The sequence below is a fragment of the Micromonospora sp. NBC_00330 genome (genome assembly GCF_036136635.1).
In the GTDB taxonomy this organism is placed as follows: domain Bacteria; phylum Actinomycetota; class Actinomycetes; order Mycobacteriales; family Micromonosporaceae; genus Micromonospora; species Micromonospora salmantinae.
The window spans coordinates 494,152-511,714 of sequence record NZ_CP108012.1; the positions used below are offsets into that span (position 1 = coordinate 494,152).

The following is a 17,563-nucleotide window of genomic DNA, read 5'->3' on the forward strand; positions in this document are numbered from 1 at the left end:
TCATGGCCTCCGCGGCTCGTAGGGTGCGCGACCGTTGCCGGTGGCGGGAGGCCGGGTGTCGTACGGGTTGCGCTGCCGGTCGTGTGGCAGCGGCAGACGGTGCACCAGCTCGGAGACGATCGCGTCGGTGGTGCGCCGGGCGAGCTGCGCGTCGGCGGTCGGGATGATCCGGTGGGCGAGCACCGGCACCGCCAGGGCCTGAAGATCGTCGGGAAGGACGTAGTCGCGGCCCTCCAGGGCGGCGACCGCCCGGGCGGTGCGCAACAGTTGCAGGGTCGCCCGGGGGGACGCGCCGAGCCGCAGGTCGGGGGCCTCACGGGTGGCGGTGACCAGGTCGATAGCGTACTGCTTGACCGCGTCCGCCACGTGCACCTGCCGGACGGTGGCGATCAACTGCCGGACGATGGCCGCGTCGGAGACCGCACGCAGCTCGTGCAGCGGGTCGGTGGCGCCGTGCCCGTCGAGCATGGCCAGCTCGGCGTTGGAGTCCGGGTAACCCATCGCGATGCGGGCGGTGAACCGGTCGCGCTGCGCCTCCGGCAGCGGGTAGGTCCCCTCCATCTCGATCGGGTTCTGGGTGGCGATCACCATGAACGGGGTCTGGAGCTGGTACGTCACCCCGTCGACGGTGACCTGCCGTTCTTCCATGCACTCCAGCAACGCCGACTGGGTCTTCGGCGAGGCGCGGTTGATCTCGTCGCCGACCACCAGGTTGGCGAACACGGCGCCGGGGCGGAACTCGAAGTCGTGCGTCTCCTGGTTGTAGACGCTGACCCCGGTGACGTCGCTGGGCAGCAGGTCGGGGGTGAACTGGATCCGTCGCACCGTGCAGTCGATGGACCGCGCGAGGGCCTTGGCAAGCTTGGTCTTGCCGACACCCGGGACGTCTTCGATCAGGAGGTGACCCTCGGCGAGCAGGACGGCCAGGGCGAGCCGCACTGTGGCGGTCTTACCCTCGATGACCTGCTCGATGTTGGCCACGATGGCCTCGCTGGCGGCGCGGAACTCGTCGTGCGGCAACAGGCCGCCCACCTCGTCCCAGGTCTGTTGTGTCACGGGCCTCCTCCTCGTCGCCGTCACGGCAGCTCTCTAGAGAGCACCTGGACCCGCCGTTGGGTTCGCGACGTCGAGCCTCGTTTGCCGCAGGAATCTCACTAGTCTCTCAGGCTAACCATGTTTGTCGTTATCGCCGACCCCCGCAGGTAGTCCGTCGGTTACGCACCGATATTCGCCAGCTCGGGGGAACGGGTTCGACACCGCCCGGGGGCCGGCAGGGCGAACCGTGGAAGAGGTACACTGCGGGGCATGGCCGGAGTCTTCCTGCTTCTTACCGGGCCGTGCTGATGCGCTGAACCCAGCGACAGCACGGCGGCCCCTCCTGCGCGAGGGGCTTTTTTGTGCCCGCCGCCGGCCCGGCCCGGTGGTGCCGAGACGAAGCGAAGCGAAGCGAGGAGAGACGATGAGTGAGGCAGCCGCACCGGCGGGCGACATTCCCCCGTTCCGGTACACCGCGGCCCTGGCCGACGAGATCGAGATTCGTTGGCAGGACATCTGGGCGCGCGAGGGCACCTTCCACGCACCGAACCCGACCGGCCCGCTGGCCGATCCGACCCACCCACGCGCCGGCGCGGAGAAGCTGTACGTGCTGGACATGTTCCCGTACCCCTCCGGAGCGGGCCTGCACGTCGGCCACCCGCTGGGCTACATCGGCACCGACTGCTACGCCCGCTACCAGCGGATGGCCGGCCGCAACGTGCTGCACGCGATGGGCTTCGACGCGTTCGGCCTGCCCGCCGAGCAGTACGCGGTGCAGACCGGCACCCACCCCCGGACCACCACCGTCGCGAACATCGAGCGGTACAAGGCGCAGCTGCGCCGGCTGGGGCTGGCGCACGACGAGCGTCGCTCGGTGGCCACCATCGACACCGACTTCTACCGCTGGACCCAGTGGATCTTCCTGCAGATCTTCAACTCCTGGTACGACAGCGACGCCAACCGGGCCCGTCCGATCGCCGAGCTGATCGCCGAGTTCGAGGGCGCTAACCGGCCCACCCCGGACGGCCGCGCCTGGGCCGAGCTGAGCGTCGCCGAGCGCCGCCAGGTCGTCGACGACCACCGCCTGGCGTACGTCTCGCAGGCGCCGGTGAACTGGTGCCCGGGGCTGGGCACCGTGCTGGCCAACGAGGAGGTCACCGCCGACGGCCGTTCCGAGCGGGGCAACTTCCCGGTCTTCAAGCGCAACCTGAAGCAGTGGATGATGCGGATCACCGCGTACGGTGACCGGCTGCTGGACGACCTGGACAGCCTGGACTGGCCCGAGCCGATCAAGCTGATGCAGCGCAACTGGATCGGCCGCTCCACCGGCGCCCACATCGACTTCCCGACCAGCGCGGCGCCGGTGCGGGTGTTCACGACCCGACCGGACACCGTCTTCGGCGCCACCTACATGGTGCTGGCACCCGAGCACGAGCTGGTCGACACGCTGGCGCCGGCCAGCTGGCCGGACGGTACGAGGGACGCGTGGACCGGCGGGCACGCCAGCCCCCGGGAGGCCGTCGAGGCGTACCGCAAGGCGGCGGCTGCCAAGACCGACGTCGAGCGGCAGTCCGACAGCAAGGAGAAGACCGGCGTCTTCATCGGCGCGTACGCCACCAACCCGGTCACCGGTGGGCAGATCCCGATCTTCATCGCCGACTACGTGCTGGCCGGCTACGGCACCGGCGCGATCATGGCGGTGCCGGCGCAGGACGAGCGGGACTGGGCGTTCGCCGAGGTCTTCGAGCTGCCCATCGTCCGTACCGTGCAGCCGGCGGAGGGCTTCGACGGCAAGGCGTACACCGGGGACGGCCCGGCGATCAACAGCGCCGCGCCCGAGCGTGGCCTGGACCTGAACGGCCTGGGGGTCGCCGACGCCAAGGCGGCGATCATCGCCTGGCTGGAGGCGAACGGGCACGGCAGCGGCGCGGTGACCTACCGGCTGCGCGACTGGCTGTTCTCCCGGCAGCGTTACTGGGGCGAACCGTTCCCGATCGTCTACGACGAGACCGGCGCGGCCATCGCCCTGCCTGAGGAGATGCTGCCGGTCGAGCTGCCGGAGGTGGACGACTTCTCCCCGAAGACCTTCGAGGCCGACGACGCCAACAGCAACCCGGAGACCCCGCTGTCACGGCGGCGCGACTGGGTCGAGGTCGAACTGGACCTGGGGGACGGGCCGAAGCGCTACACCCGGGAAACCAACGTGATGCCGCAGTGGGCCGGCTCCTGCTGGTACGAGCTGCGCTACCTGGACCCGACGAACAGCGAGCGGTTCGTCGACGCCGAGAACGAGCGGTACTGGATGGGCCCGCGCGCCGACGGTGACTGCGGGGGCACCGACCTGTACGTCGGTGGCGCCGAGCACGCGGTGCTGCACCTGCTGTACGCGCGGTTCTGGCACAAGGTGCTGTTCGACCTGGGGCACGTGTCGTCGTTCGAGCCGTTCCGCAAGCTGTTCAACCAGGGCATGATCCAGGCGTACGCGTACACCGACTCGCGCGGCAGCTACGTGCAGGCCGAGGAGGTCTTCGAGCGCGACGGCGCCTACTACCTGGGTGACCTGGCGGTCAACCGCGAGTACGGCAAGATGGGCAAGTCGCTGAAGAACGTGGTGACGCCCGACGACATGTGCGCCGCCTACGGCGCGGACACCTTCCGGGTGTACGAGATGTCGATGGGCCCGCTGGAGGTCTCCCGCCCCTGGGAGACCCGGGCGGTGGTCGGCTCGTACCGGTTCCTGCAGCGGGTGTGGCGGGCCGTCGTCGACGAGCAGACCGGCGCCCTGCGGATCACCGAGGACCCGGCCGACGAGGCGACCCGCCGGCTGCTGCACAAGGTGATCGACGGGGTCCGTGGCGACATGGACGGCATCCGGTTCAACACCGCTATCGCCAAGCTGATCGAGCTGACCAACGGGCTGACCCGACTGTCGGCGACGCCGCGCGAGGTGGCCGAGCCGCTGGTGCTGATGGTGGCGCCGTTCGCCCCGCACCTGGCCGAGGAGTTGTGGCGCAAGCTGGGCCACGAGTCCTCGCTGACGTACGCGGACTTCCCGACCGCCGACCCGGCGCTGCTGGTGGCCGACACGGTGACCTACCCGGTGCAGGTCAACGGCAAGGTCCGTGGTCGCATCGAGGTCCCCGCCGACGCCTCCGAGGAGGTCGTCCGCGCGGCGGCCCTGGACGCGGTGGCGGCGAGCCTGAACGGCAAGGAACCGCGCAAGGTCATCGTGGTCAAGGGCCGGATGGTCTCGGTCGTCGCCTGACGGCGATTGATACGCACCGTGACGTCCACGGAGGCGGACACCGCGTTGAGCGTGATGACTCAGAGGCATATTGATGCCTCTGAGTCATCACGCTCTCCGGCGCATCAACGTCCGGTCGCGGCACCACCGGCTCGTGCAGTCGCCGGCTCAGCTCGACCAGCCGCCCGGTGGTTGCGCTCCGGTGTTCACGGGCAGGCCGGCAGTGGCGGCAGCCGGTCCGGGCGCAGCAGCGAGTACGCGTGCTGCTGTGCGGGGTCCGAGTTGTTGTCCGGGTCCACCAGCAGCGCCTCGCCCGAGACGACAGCGTGGGCGTGATCCGCGGTCAGCCGCACGTACGACCCGGTTCGCAGGTCGGCCACGTACCAACCCAGGTGGTACCGGAAGATCACCAGGTCCCCGACGGCAGTGGGCGTGGCGACCGTGTGGAAGGGGTCGACGGTCGGGGGCCTGGTGCCCGGTGGCAACGAGGTGGCGGCGGCCTTGGCGGGCGGAGGGGTCACCCGGAACACGCGGACCGGTGCCGCCCAGTCCGGTCGCCAGACGGTAAGGGTCCGCTCGTCGCGGGACACCCAGGCCGTGGTCCGGCCGTCGGTGGTCACGTCGACAGTGGTGCCCGGTCCCGGGCTCGGCTGCGGCGCGGACCCAGCCCTACCGTCCGGACCGACAGCGTTCAGGCGACCCGTGGCCCGATCGAACCAGAGCAGGTCGGCGCCGTGGAACCCGACACCGCCCACCGGACCGGTGGCCACGGTGCGGACCGTCCCGGCAGCCAGGTCGTGCACTGTCAGCTCGTTCCGGTCCTCGCCGATAATCCTGGTGACGGCGAGTTTCCCGTCGCGCAACGGGGGCCGGAAGAGGAAGTCCGCGGTGCCCAGCACCTGCCGTGGTGCGGTCCCCGACTCCGCGTCCCAGGCGAAGAGTTCGGAGCCGCCGCCGCCGTGGGGTGCTGCTCGCATGAGGCTGCTGCGCGCGTACACCAGCCAGCGTCCGTCGAAGACGCCCCACAGTGGGAAGGTGAACATGTCCGGCATGGTGGCCACCTCCCTCCGTCGGCCGTCCTCCTCCTGCCAGACCAGCGTCATCGAGCCGCCGCGCTGCACTGTGGCGAACGCGGAGCGGCCATCCGGCGCCGGGGTGAGCACCGCCCACTTCTCCCCGGGCTCCTGCGGAAGGCGACTGTCACGGATCGCGTCCTGCCAGCTCGGTGGCATGGCGACCGGACAGAAGTCGGCGAGCGGTGGGGCGGTCACCCGCGTCGCGGGCGGTGCCTCGGCAGTGGCGGGCGGCGACGACGCGGCCGGTGGATCACCCGGGGTGCACGCCGCGAGCAGCGCCGCCGCGAGGGCCGCAACGAGGGCGACGGCTCGGGAACCGATCCTGGCTCGGGGCAAGGGCTTCATGGCCGCAGACGCTAGATCGCGCCGACGCTGCCCGATGCCCTGCCGGCGGGATCGTCGTCCGGCCGTTACCACCGCCGAACCGACAGGATCCTGTCATCGACGTGCGCAGGGTTTTCGGCCGCGGGTCAGACCGGCATGGAGCGGCGGCGGCGTTCGGCGCGCCACCACTGGTGGATGAGCACCAGACTGGCGATCAGGCCGAGGCTGGCCGGGGCGGCGGCGTACCAGTTGACGTGGCCGGGGGAGCTGACCGCCGCGCCGATCGCCGCGTAGCCGAAGGCGGTCGGCGCGGACGCGATCACGCTGCCGGCCAGGAACGGCAGCACTCGGGCGCCGGTAGTGCCGTAGCCGTAGCTGACCAGGCCGAAGCCGGCGATCGGCAGCAGCCGGACGGTGACCACACCGAGCACGCTCTGCCGTGCGAACCAGCCGTCGAGGCGGGCCAGGCGACCGCGGACCCGTTCGGCCACGAACTCCCGACCGAGCAACCGGCCGACGGTGAACCCGATCGCCGCCGCCACCAGCGCGGCGCCCAGGGCGTATGCGGCGCCCTCCAGCGGGCCGAAGATGGCACCTGCGGCGAGCGTGATGAAGGTCCGGGGCACCAGCGCGACCAGCAGCAGCGCACCACCGAGGATCGCCGCCACCGGGGCGAGGTCGCCCAGCCGGTCGGCGACCAGCGGCAACTGTGCCGGATCCGGCCGGGGCACCAGCAGCAGCAGTAACCCGCACCCGCCGATCAGCAGCACGAGCAGGGCGAACCGGGCGGCCGACGGCTGCCGGAGCAGCCGCCGGACGGCACGGATCATGCCCGGGCGGCGGCCACCGCGGAGCGGCGCTCGTTGCGGAGCCGGTCCGACCAGGTGTCGTCCAACGGCGGGAGCTGGTGTGCCCCGGTGGCCCAGCGCAGCAGCAGGTCGGCCAGGGCCGGGTTGCGAGCCAGCGCCGGCCCGTGCGAGTAGGTGCCCAGCAGCTTGCCGCGCCACGCGCCCTCGGTGGCGCCGTCGTTGCCAACCCCGGCGGTGACCCGGGCCAACGGGGAGACCTCCGGACCGAGGTGGGTGCGGCCGCCGTGGTTCTCGAAACCGGTCAGCGGGGGCAGGCCCAGCCGGGGGTCGATCTCGCCGGCCAGCTCGCCCACGGCCCGGCTCTCGCCCCGGTCGGACCGCAGGTCGAGCAGCTCCAGCCCGCGGCACTGCACACCCTTGGCGAAGAACGAGGTGCCGAGCAGCTGGTAGCCGGCGCAGACGCCGAACACCACCGAGCCCTGCGCGACGGCGCGGTGCAGGCCGCCGTCGGCCAGCAGCCGCTGGGCGCCGAGCGCCTGCGGGCCGTCCTCGCCGCCACCGACCAGGTAGATGTCGGCGGTGGCGGGCAGCCGCTCGTCGGAGCGGACCTCCAGCACCTCGACCGGCATCCCACGCTGACGGGCCCGTCGGGCGAGGATCAGGGCGTTGCCCCGGTCTCCGTAGGTGGAGAGCAGGTCGGGGTAGATCCAGACGATGCGCAGACTCTCAGATGACACGGTCCAACTCCGCTCGGATGTCCTGGAACGCGGTGTAGTTCGCGATGACCTCCAGCCGCCCGGGCGGGACCGACCGGAGTGCGTCGTCGAACGTGCGGACGTGCTGGAACGGCACGTCGTTGACGTCCAGTCGAACCGCCAGGTCGTATGCCCGGTCGCCGGTGATCAACACCTGCCGGCCGCGGAGCGGGGCGAAGTCGACGTCGTAGAGCCAGGAGGTGTCCAGACCGTCGGGATCGCGCGCGTTGATGGAGAGCAGTGTCGGCGCGTCGTCGGCCATGTCGAACGCCTCCAGCCAACTGGCCGGGTTCTTGGCCAGCAGCAGCCGGATGTTGCGCCCGTCCTTGTCGACCTGCGCGTAGCGGCCGGCAACCGAGGTGACGATGCCGAGGCGGGACACCGCGTCGACCGGGCGTACGCCGAACTCGGCGGCCACCGCCAGCGCGGTCGCCGCGTTGCCGAGGTTGACCTTGCCGGGCAGTTGGAGGGAGACCTTGTGCCAGGCGCCGGTGGGGTCGAGCACGCCCTCGTCCTCGACGACCCAGTGCGGCTCCGGTCGGCGCAGCGGGCAGCCGGTGCACCACCACTGCTCGCCGGAGCGCTGGATGGTGGAGCCGCACTCCGGGCAGACCCAGGAGTCGTCGTGCCAGCGTTGGCCGGCACTGAACCACGTCACGTGCGGCGGGTTGATGCCCCGGGCGGGGTCGCCCGGTGGGGTGGCGGCCCACACCACCAGCGGGTCGTCGGCGTTGGCCACCACCCGTACGTCGGTGTGCCGGACCAGCGCCGCGCGCCAGAGCTGCGCCATCATGGCGACCTCCTTGGCGCGGTCGAGCTGGTCGCGGGAGAGGTTCAGCAGCGCGACCACGTGCGGCTCGGTGGCCTCCAGCACCTGCGCCAGGTAGTGCTCGTCGACCTCCAGCACCGCGTACGGGGTGCTGCCGGCCTTGGCCAGCGCCGAGGTGTGCCCGCTGGGCATGTTGGCGCCGAACGAGTTGGTGGCGACCCGGCCGAGCACGCCGACCGCGGCGGAGGTCAATCGGGTGGTGGTGGTCTTGCCGTTGGTGCCGGAGACGAGCGCGATCGCGCGCCCGGCCGACAGGTGAGCCAGCAGGTCCGGGTCGATCTTCAGGCCGATCCACCCGCCGATCACTGAACCGTCGCCACGGCCGGCCGCCCGGGAGAGCGCCGCGGCGGTCCGTGACACGGAGCTGGCCACCTTGGCCCGTAGGGGCATTTTCGCGTCCGTCACGCGAGCGAGGTTACCGGACCGCCGGCCCCACCAGATCGCCGCCGACGGTGAACCGTTCGGCCGTGGTGGCTGCGCGGGCGGCCGGGTCGGCGTCCCCCGGACGGAGTCGATCTATGTCGGAAAGCGGACCACGCCGAGGGGCGGCCGGAGCCCTCCACTGCGCTCCACCCCTTGTGACGTGCGGTTTTGTCACCGGGTCAGGCGCGCCACGCGGGCGAATTTGGTTGCGGGTGGAGGGAAGTGGAGTAGAGTGGGGACCAATGGTGAGGCCGGGAGGGCTCACCGGCCCGGGGGGTCAGCGGCGCCGCGAACGCCGCTCAGGGGCGAGGGGGTTGGGCCGATGTTTCTCGGCACCCACACTCCGCGCCTGGACGAAAAGGGCCGGTTGATCCTTCCGGCCAAGTTCCGGGATGAGCTGGCGGGGGGTGTCGTGGTCACCAAAGGGCAGGAGCGCTGCCTCTACGTCTTCCCGACCCCTGAGTTCCAGCGGATCGCGGAGCAGTTGCGCGCACAGCCGATGACCCACAAGGCGGCCCGGGCCTACAGCCGGGTCTTCTTCGCCAGCGCGCACGACGAGGTTCCGGACAAGCAGGGTCGGGTGACCATTCCGGCTCACCTGCGGGCCTATGCCGCGCTGGACCGCGAGTTGGTGGTGATCGGCGCGAGCACGCGGGTGGAGATCTGGGACAAGGTCGCCTGGGAGACCTACCTCGCCGAGAGCGAAGACGACTTCGCCGACATCGAGGAGGGGGTGCTGCCCGGCGGTCTGTAGGGCGGTAACGGCGCCCGACGTACTGCGAGATCTCCAGCCGCTTTCGAGTTCCTGGCATCACTTCCCCGGTGCCAGGCGCACGATCCAGTCATTGGGCGACGGTCCGGTGTCAGGCGGGAGCGGATGGGGATCTGGCGGTACGACGGCAGCGCCGTCCGACGACAGGCGCACGAAGAGAACGGACGTTTCAACCAGTGGGGGTCATCATGGGGGAGTTGCGCGGCACGCACGTGCCGGTGCTGCTCGAGCGGTGTCTCGAGCTGCTGGCCCCCGCGCTGGGTCGAGGCGGCCGGACGGTCCACGTCGACGCGACGCTCGGTCTCGCCGGGCATGCGGAGGCGGTGCTCGAGGCGCATCCGGAGACGGTCCTGATCGGGCTCGACCGGGACACCGAGGCGCTCGCTCACGCGCGGGTCCGGCTGGCCCGGTTCGCCGATCGGGTGCACTTGGAGCACGCCGTCTACGACGAGTTGCCGGACGTGCTGGACCGGCTGGGCTATCCGGCCATCGACGGCATCCTGTTCGACCTGGGTGTCTCGTCGTTGCAGTTGGACGCGCCCGATCGCGGGTTCGCGTACGCCCAGGACGCGCCGTTGGACATGCGGATGGACCAGACCCGGGGGGTGACCGCCGAAGAGGTGGTCAACACGTACGCGCATCCGGACCTGGCCCGGGTGCTGCGGGTCTACGGCGAGGAGAAGTTCGCCGGTCGGATCGCCTCGGCCATCATCCGGCAGCGGGAGCGGGAGCGGATCACCTCGTCCGCGCTGCTGGCGGAGCTGGTTCGGGACTCCATTCCGGCGCCAGCCCGACGAACGGGTGGGCACCCGGCAAAGAGAACGTTTCAGGCTTTACGGATCGAGGTAAACAGAGAGCTGGCAGCGCTGGAGACAGCGTTGCCATCCGCACTCGACGCACTGACCGTGGGCGGTCGCATGGTGGTCCTGTCCTACCACTCGCTGGAGGACAGGCTCACCAAGGCGGCCCTCACGGACCGGGTCCGCAGTAAGGGCCCGATTGACCTCCCGGTCGAGCTTCCCGGGTCCGGTCCGACGTTCCGGCTGCTCAGCCGGGGCGCCGAACTGCCGGGGGAGGCGGAGGTCGCCGCGAACCCGCGGGCCGCCTCGGTGCGGTTGCGGGCCGCGGAGCGACTCGACCCGAACGCGACAGAGCAGGGGCGGACCGACCGCGAACGGTCTCGCCGCAGGGTGAAGGGAATGCACCAACCGGGCACGGGGTCCGCCTGATCCGTGGGGGGTCAGGGGCACCGGGACGGCTAGAGGGACGGACGTTGAGGGGGAGGGGACATGAGCATTGACAAGCGCGACCGCCGGGACGTCACCGGCGGCGGGCAGCGCGCACCGCGGTCGGGGGGCCGGACCGCGGCGGAGCGGGCTCCGCGCCTCGGAAACGGTACGCCACGCATCGATCGAACGAATCGGCAGGGGGAGACTCGCGCCCGGGGGGCGCGCGAGTTCCCGACTCAGGGCAGCGCTGCGCTGCGACCGGTCGAGAAGGCCGCCAGCGCCACCAGCGCCCGGCCGCCGCGACTGCGGGTGGCGCCGCCGCCGCCGATCTCGGTGCCGCGTGCGCCGTTCGCGGCGCTGATCGTGGTGCTGGTGGTCGGCGGGGTGCTGGGCATCCTGGCGGTCAACACCAAGATCAATGAGAACGCGTTCCGGCTGGAGCGGTTGCAGCAGCAGCAGGCTCGACTGGACCTGGAGAAGCAGCAACTGGACAAGCAGATCGCCGACGCCGAGGCGCCGGGCAACCTGACCGCCGAGGCGAAGCGGCTGGGCCTGGTCGACGCCGGCGAGCCGGGCTACATCCGGCTGCCGGACGGCAAGACCATCGGTGTGCCGCAGCCGGCGAACGGCCAGCCGTCGGTGACCAGCCAGGGTGCGGGAGGCTGACCGGTGCCACCAAGATCGGACGAGCCGCGCCGGGACCCTACGGGGTCCCGGCGCGGTTCTGCACGTGATGGCGGGCCCGCCGACGGCGAGCCGCGCACCGGCGAGCCGGGCATCGGGGGCATCTCCGGCGCCCGGGCGTACACCCCGAGGGGTCGGACCGTCCGCGAGGAGCGCGGCACGCCGGCGCGCAGCCAGGGCGCCGAGCAGCGGCGTACGCCACGCAGCACCCGGTCGGGTGACCCGTTCCGGCCGGCGTTGCAGGTGCTCGACGGCGGCCGGGCCGCAGCCCGGGCCGGCCGACGCGACGCGCCGGCCGCCGGACGCGGTGGGGTGGTGCGCACCGTCGCGCCGCGTACCCCCCGTGGCCCGGGTGTGGACGAGCCGCCGCCGCGTCGCCGGACCACGCCACGCGCGCCGCGCCGCGCCGAACGGCCGACGGCCCGGCGCCCGCTCCGCAAGCCACGACGCCCACCGAAGCTGGCCGACTCGCGGCTGCGGCTGCGGCTGGGCACCGTGCTCGCCCTGACACTCTTCGCCAGCATCGGGATCCGGTTGATCTTCCTCCAGACGGTCGACGCTCCGGCGTACGCCGGGGGTGGTATCAGCGACCGCCTCCGCACTGTCGAGCTGCCGGCGCCGCGGGGCGCGATCTACGACAGCACCGGCGCGCCGCTGGCCCGCAGTGTCGAGGCGCGGTACGTGTACGCCGACCCGACCGAGGTGAAGGACCCGGCCGGCGTCGCCAAGGCGCTCTCCCCACTGCTCGGCATCGCGGTGTCGAAGCTCGTCGAGCTGATGAAGCCCCGCAAGCTGGAGGACGGTAAGGCGTCCCGATTCGTCTACCTGGCGCGAGGAGTGGAGATCTCCACCGCCAAGCGGGTGCAGGCGCTCGAGCTCCTCGGCATCGGGGTGCACCGCGACGAGCGCCGCGAGGTGCCCGGCGGTGACCTGGCGGCCAACCTGATCGGCTTCACCAGCCAGGACATGGTCGGGTTGGAGGGGCTGGAGGCCCGCTACGACGACGTGCTCGCCGGTCAGGACGGCAAGCGCGTGTACGAGGCCGGCCTCGGCGACCTCGCCGCGCCCATCCCAGGTGGCTACAGCCGGACCACTCCCGCCAAGCCGGGTAGTTCGCTCGCCCTCACCCTCAACCGCGACCTGCAGTTCCGGACGCAGCAGATCCTCAGCGCGGGCATGGCCCAGGCGCCGGGCGGCACCGGCGCCGCAGTGGTCATGGAGATTCCCACCGGCGCGGTGCTGGCCCAGGCCAGCAACCCCACCTACGACGCGGCGAAGCCGGTGCCCAGCGACCCGGTCGCCCGGGAGGACGCCGCGACCAGCTTCGTGGTCGACCCAGGCTCGGTGCACAAGGCGATCACGTACGGCGCGGCGTTGCAGGAGGGGGTGATCACGCCGGACACCACGTTGCCGATCGCCAACAACATCAAGATGGGCGACACCTGGTTCTCCGACACCCATCCGGCAAACGGCAGGCGGATGAGCGTGCCGGGGATGCTCGCCTACTCGTCGAACGTCGGCACCATCACGATCGCCGAGAAGCTCGGCCGGGACCGGTTGATCGACTACCAGAAGCGGTTCGGGCTGGGTAAGCCGACCGGCGAGGGGATGCCCGGGGAAGCCAGCGGGCGACTGCTCCCGGCCGACGAGTGGAGCGAATCGTCGCGTGGGTCGGTGCCGATCGGGCACAGCGTCGACGCCACGCCGCTGCAGATGGCCGCCGCGTACGCCGCCATCGCCAACAACGGCACGTACGTGCAGCCGCACCTGGTCAAGGAGGTGATCGGCCCGGACGGCAAGCGCACCCCCGCGCCGGCCCCGCTGACCCGGTCGGTGCTCAGCCCGCAGAACGCGGCGGCCCTGCGCACCATGCTGGAGGCGGTCACCACCGTCGACGGCGCCACCGGCGTCACCGCCGCGGTCCCCGGCTACCGGGTCGCCGGCAAGACCGGCACCGGATCGCGGCTGGTCAACGGCAAGATAGAGACCGACAAGGTGTCCTCCTTCATCGGCATGGCTCCCGCCGAGAACCCCCGCTACGTGATCGCCGTCTTCGTCTACGCGCCCAACGGCGGGGGCTCGGCGATCGCCAATCCGGCGTTCCGGGACATGATGCAGTTCACTCTGCGTCACTACCGGGTGCCGCCCTCCACCGGCGGATCCGCGCCCAAGTTCGTGGTCTATCCGCGCTGAGCAGCAACGGCGGGACATCATCGGTGAGTGCCGACGAACCACCGGGGCGGCTGTGCGGCCGGAACCGGACGACCGGGTAGGGTCTGACGCCGTGCCCGGCAATCCACGTCCACGTACCGTGACCGGAGTCCGGCTCGGTGATCTCGCCGTCCGGCTCGCCGTCGACCTTCCGGCGGACGCCGCCGCGGTGGTCGTCTCCGGGGTCACCCACGCCAGCCAGGAGGTTCGCCCCGGCGACCTGTACGCGGCGCTGCCCGGTGCCCGTCGGCACGGCGCGGAGTTCGCCGCCGGCGCCGTCGAGGCGGGCGCCGTGGCGCTGTTGACCGACCGGGCCGGTGCGGAGTTGGCGGCGGGAACCGGTCTGCCCGCCCTGGTGGTGTCCGACCCGCGCGCCGTGCTCGGCGAGCTGGCCTCGGCCGTGTACGGCGACCCGACCGCCGATCTCACGGTGATCGGGGTGACCGGCACCGCGGGGAAGACGTCCACCGCGTACCTGATCGAGTCGGGGCTGCGGGCCGCCGGGCACACCACCGGGCTGGTCGGGACCGTGGAGACCCGGCTCGGCGATCTGGTGATCGACAGTGTCCGCACCACCCCCGAGGCGACCGATCTGCACGCCATGTTGGCCACCGCCCGCGAGCGTGGGGTCACCGCAGTGGTCATGGAGGTCTCCAGCCACGCGCTGGCCATGGGCCGGGTGGGCGGTGTGCGGTTCGCCGTCGGTGGTTACACCAACTTCGGCTCCGACCACCTGGACTTCCACGCCGACAGCGACGACTACTTCGCCGCGAAGGCCCAGCTCTTCGACGGGCGCTGCGCGGTCGAGGTGCTCAACCACGACGACCCGGCGTTGAAGCCGCTGCTCAAACCCACGACTGTCACCTACTCGGCGGCCGGTGAGCAGGGCGCGACCTGGTGGGCCGACGGTGTGGGCGGCGAGGGGTACGCGCAGCGGTTCACCGCGCACGGCCCGAACGGCGTGGCAGTGTCCGCCGGTGTCGCGCTGCCCGGCCGGCACAACGTGGCCAACGCGCTGCTGGCCATCGCCGCGCTGGTCGGCGCCGGGGTGGACCCGGTGACCGCAGCGACCGGTGTGGCCGCCTGCGGGGGCGTCCCGGGCCGGCTGGAACTGGTCGACGTGGCCGCGCCGGTGCGCGGGGTGGTCGACTACGCCCACAAGTCGGACGCGATAGTGGCAGCGCTTGCCGCGCTGCGCGAGTTGAGCGCCGGCCGACTGATCTGTGTCATCGGCGCCGGTGGGGACCGGGACCGGGGCAAGCGGCCGGTGATGGGCGCCGCCGCGGCGGAGGGAGCCGACGTGGTGCTGGTGACCGACGACAACCCGCGCACCGAGGACCCGGGGGAGATTCGCGCCGAGGTGCTCGCCGGGGCGTACCGGGCCGGCACTGCCGCTCGGATCATCGAGGTGGCGGGCCGCCGCGCCGCCATCGACGAGGCCGTGCGGCTGGCCGAGCCGGGCGACGTGATCGCGCTGCTCGGCAAGGGCCACGAGCGCGGCCAGGAGGTGGCGGGTCAGGTGCTTCCGTTCGACGACAGCATCGAGTTGGCCGAGGCGCTGCGGGCCCGCTTCGGGGACCTGGCGGGTCAGCGGTGATCACGCTGAGCCTGGCCGAGGTGGCCGCGGCGGTCGACGGGCGACTGGTGGCGGCCGACCCGGCCTCCACCGTCACCGGATCGGTGGAGTTCGACTCGCGCAAGGTGGGGCCCGGTTCACTCTTCGTGGCCTTCCCGGGGGAGAAGGTCGACGGACACGACTACGCGGCGACGGCGATCCAGGCCGGCGCGGTGGCGGTGCTCGGCAGCCGAGAGGTGCCCGGGGTGCCGATGGTGCTTGTCGACGACGCCCTGACCGCGATGGGGCGACTGGCCCGCGCGGCGGTGGACCGGCTGACCGGGCTGACCGTGATCGGCGTGACCGGCTCGTCCGGCAAGACCACCACGAAGGACCTGATCGGTCAGCTCACCGCCCGACTCGGGGCCACCGTGGCACCACCCGGCTCGTTCAACAACGAGCTGGGGCACCCGTACACCGCCCTGCGGGCCGACCCGGACACCCGCTACCTGGTGATGGAGAAGGGCGCGCGGGGAGTCGGGCACGTTCGGTACCTGTGCGAGCTGGTGCCGCCCCGGATCTCCGTGGTGCTCAACGTCGGCACGTCGCACATCGGCGAGTTCGGCTCGCAGGACGCCATCGCCGTGGCCAAGGGCGAGCTGGTCGAGGCGCTGCCGCCGGACGGGCTGGCCGTGCTGAACGCCGACGACCCCCGGGTGGACGCGATGGCGAGCCGCACACAGGCCCGGGTGGTCCGCTACGGCGAGGCGCCGGATGCCGACGTGCGCGCCGAGGACGTCACGCTCGACGAGCGGGGTCACGCGTCGTACACCCTGGTCACCCCGGAGGGACGCGCGCCGGTGCGGCTCCGACTGGCCGGCCGCCACCAGGTCGGGAACACGCTCGCGGCGGCGGCGGTCGCCCGGGAGCTGGGCATGCCGCTGGCCGAGCTGGCCACGGCCCTCGGCGAGCTGCGGCTGGTCTCGACCCGACGGATGGACGTCTTCGACCGCCCCGACGGGGTGACGGTGATCGACGACTCGTACAACGCCAACCCGGCCTCGATGGCGGTCGCGGTACGGGCGCTGGCCAGCATGGGTCAGGGGCGGCGTACCGTCGCGGTGCTTGGTTACATGGCCGAGCTGGGCCCGTTCGAGTACGACGGCCACGCCGAGGTCGGCCAACTCGCGGCCGAGCTGGGTGTCGACCGGCTGCTCGTGGTGGGTGAGCCGGCCGCGCCGATCCACGAAGGCGCGACAGCTGTAGCAAACTGGGGAGGAGAGTCGGTGCTGCTCACCGATCAGGCGGCGGCCGTCGAGGTGCTGCGGAGCGAGCTACGACCGGGTGACGTCGTCCTGGTCAAGGGCTCCCGGTACCGGACCTGGGAGGTGGCCGACGCCCTGCGCGCCGACGCCGGTGGGGAGTCGACCCGATGAGGGCTGTCATCGTCGCCATCGGGGTGGCCTTCCTCGTCTCGCTCTTCTGCACCCCGATCGCGATCAAGGTGTTCACCCGGCTCAAGGCCGGTCAGCCGATCCGGTCCGACGGCCCCGCCATGCACCAGGGCAAGAAGGGCACGCCCACCATGGGTGGCGTGGTCTTCATCCTGGCCACGGTGATCGCGTACGTGGCCGGGCACCTCGCCCTGACCACCCTGCCGGACCAGCAGATCGCCCAGGTGGAACCGACCATCACGGCGCTGGTGCTGCTGGGGCTGATGGTGTTCTCCGGCGCTGTGGGTTTCCTCGACGACTTCCTCAAGGTGCGCAAGCGCAACAGCGCCGGGCTGAACAAGCGCGGCAAGTTGCTCGGGCAGATCCTGGTCGGTGCGGTCTTCGGGGTGATCGCGTTGTGGTTCCCGAGCACGATGACAAACGGTTCGGGCCTGGCGACCAACACCGAGACGGTCGGCAGCACCACGCTGAGCTTCATCCGGGACATCGACTTCCTGGAGGTCAGCAAGGTCGGCGCGGTGATCATCTTCATCTTCGTGGTGATGGCCGCGACGAACGGCGTCAACCTCACCGACGGCCTGGACGGTCTGGCCACCGGCGCGTCGGTCATGGTGCTCGCCGCGTACGCGTTGATCGCGTTCTGGCAGTACCGGCACTGGTGCGCCGACCCGAACTACACCCAGCCGTACTGCTACGAGGTTCGCGACCCGTTGGAGATCGCGCTGATCGCCGGGGCGGCGGCGGGGGCCTGTGTGGGCTTCCTCTGGTGGAACACCTCCCCGGCGCGGATCTTCATGGGCGACACCGGAGCGCTGGGGCTGGGCGGTCTGATCGCCGGCATGGCGATGTCCACCCGCACCATCCTGCTGCTGCCGATCATCGGTGGGCTCTTCGTGATCATCACGATGTCCGTGGTGATCCAGATCATCTCCTTCAAGACCACCGGTAAACGGGTGTTCCGAATGTCTCCGCTCCAGCACCACTTCGAGTTGGCCGGCTGGAGCGAGGTCAACATCGTGGTGCGCTTCTGGATCATCGCCGGCATCGGCGTGGCCATCGCCCTCGGCCTGTTCTACAGCGAGTTCCTCGCCAACATGACCTGATCCGTGGGGCCGACACGCCCGAGGGGGCGTTCTGGGGGTGTCGGGCGTGTTTAGCGGTGA

General features: G+C 71.6%; 12 protein-coding genes and 1 pseudogene. 8 read left to right on the forward strand and 5 right to left on the reverse strand.

Annotation, left to right across the window (positions count from 1 at the left end):
- On the reverse strand, window positions 1-1,056 hold the full coding sequence (locus tag OG598_RS02325) for an AAA family ATPase (RefSeq protein WP_091407670.1): 1,056 nt from the start codon (window positions 1,054-1,056) through the stop codon (window positions 1-3).
- A 403-nt stretch (window positions 1,057-1,459) separates the two neighbouring features.
- Here OG598_RS02325 and leuS point away from each other — a divergent pair, with 403 nt between their 5' ends.
- Window positions 1,460-4,300: a leucine--tRNA ligase gene (gene leuS / locus OG598_RS02330; RefSeq protein ID WP_328652828.1), complete on the forward strand. Its 2,841-nt coding sequence runs from the start codon at window positions 1,460-1,462 to the stop codon at window positions 4,298-4,300.
- Window positions 4,301-4,485: 185 nt separating this feature from the next.
- Here leuS and OG598_RS02335 read toward each other — a convergent pair whose 3' ends face one another.
- The 4 genes from OG598_RS02335 to OG598_RS02350 all read right to left on the reverse strand — a co-directional run bounded on the left by OG598_RS02335 (window position 4,486) and on the right by OG598_RS02350 (window position 8,462).
- The gene (locus tag OG598_RS02335; RefSeq protein ID WP_328652829.1) at window positions 4,486-5,700 is read right to left on the reverse strand and encodes a hypothetical protein; all 1,215 of its coding nucleotides are present in this window, start codon (window positions 5,698-5,700) and stop codon (window positions 4,486-4,488) included.
- A 125-nt stretch (window positions 5,701-5,825) separates the two neighbouring features.
- A complete protein-coding gene (locus tag OG598_RS02340; protein ID WP_238682867.1) occupies window positions 5,826-6,509 on the reverse strand; it encodes a TVP38/TMEM64 family protein in 684 nt (227 codons plus the stop codon).
- Entirely contained in the window at window positions 6,506-7,225 is a 720-nt protein-coding gene (locus OG598_RS02345; protein ID WP_091407683.1) for a type 1 glutamine amidotransferase, read from the reverse strand. The genes OG598_RS02340 and OG598_RS02345 overlap by 4 nt, the downstream gene beginning before the upstream one ends.
- Window positions 7,215-8,462 (reverse strand): MurT ligase domain-containing protein, encoded by a 1,248-nt coding sequence (locus OG598_RS02350; protein WP_091407686.1) that lies wholly within the window; start codon window positions 8,460-8,462, stop codon window positions 7,215-7,217. The genes OG598_RS02345 and OG598_RS02350 overlap by 11 nt, the downstream gene beginning before the upstream one ends.
- Window positions 8,463-8,817: 355 nt before the next feature.
- Here OG598_RS02350 and mraZ point away from each other — a divergent pair, with 355 nt between their 5' ends.
- From mraZ to mraY, 7 genes and pseudogenes are all read left to right on the forward strand, one after another.
- The gene (gene mraZ, locus OG598_RS02355) at window positions 8,818-9,249 is read left to right on the forward strand and encodes a division/cell wall cluster transcriptional repressor MraZ (RefSeq protein WP_030488958.1); all 432 of its coding nucleotides are present in this window, start codon (window positions 8,818-8,820) and stop codon (window positions 9,247-9,249) included.
- A gap of 206 nt (window positions 9,250-9,455) precedes the next feature.
- A pseudogene (gene rsmH / locus OG598_RS02360) lies at window positions 9,456-10,493 on the forward strand (16S rRNA (cytosine(1402)-N(4))-methyltransferase RsmH); the annotation flags it as partial.
- A 63-nt stretch (window positions 10,494-10,556) separates the two neighbouring features.
- Entirely contained in the window at window positions 10,557-11,162 is a 606-nt protein-coding gene (locus tag OG598_RS02365; RefSeq protein ID WP_328652830.1) for a hypothetical protein, read from the forward strand.
- A 3-nt stretch (window positions 11,163-11,165) separates the two neighbouring features.
- Window positions 11,166-13,373: a peptidoglycan D,D-transpeptidase FtsI family protein gene (locus tag OG598_RS02370; protein WP_328652831.1), complete on the forward strand. Its 2,208-nt coding sequence runs from the start codon at window positions 11,166-11,168 to the stop codon at window positions 13,371-13,373.
- A gap of 52 nt (window positions 13,374-13,425) precedes the next feature.
- Window positions 13,426-14,988, forward strand: a complete 1,563-nt coding sequence (locus tag OG598_RS02375; RefSeq protein WP_328652832.1) for a UDP-N-acetylmuramoyl-L-alanyl-D-glutamate--2,6-diaminopimelate ligase — start codon at window positions 13,426-13,428, stop codon at window positions 14,986-14,988.
- Window positions 14,985-16,382, forward strand: coding sequence for a UDP-N-acetylmuramoyl-tripeptide--D-alanyl-D-alanine ligase (locus tag OG598_RS02380; protein WP_328652833.1), 1,398 nt, complete (start codon window positions 14,985-14,987; stop codon window positions 16,380-16,382). The genes OG598_RS02375 and OG598_RS02380 overlap by 4 nt, the downstream gene beginning before the upstream one ends.
- The gene (gene mraY, locus OG598_RS02385; RefSeq protein ID WP_030334519.1) at window positions 16,379-17,503 is read left to right on the forward strand and encodes a phospho-N-acetylmuramoyl-pentapeptide-transferase; all 1,125 of its coding nucleotides are present in this window, start codon (window positions 16,379-16,381) and stop codon (window positions 17,501-17,503) included. Before OG598_RS02380 ends, mraY begins: the two co-directional genes overlap by 4 nt.
- The last annotated feature ends 60 nt before the right edge of the window (window positions 17,504-17,563 follow it).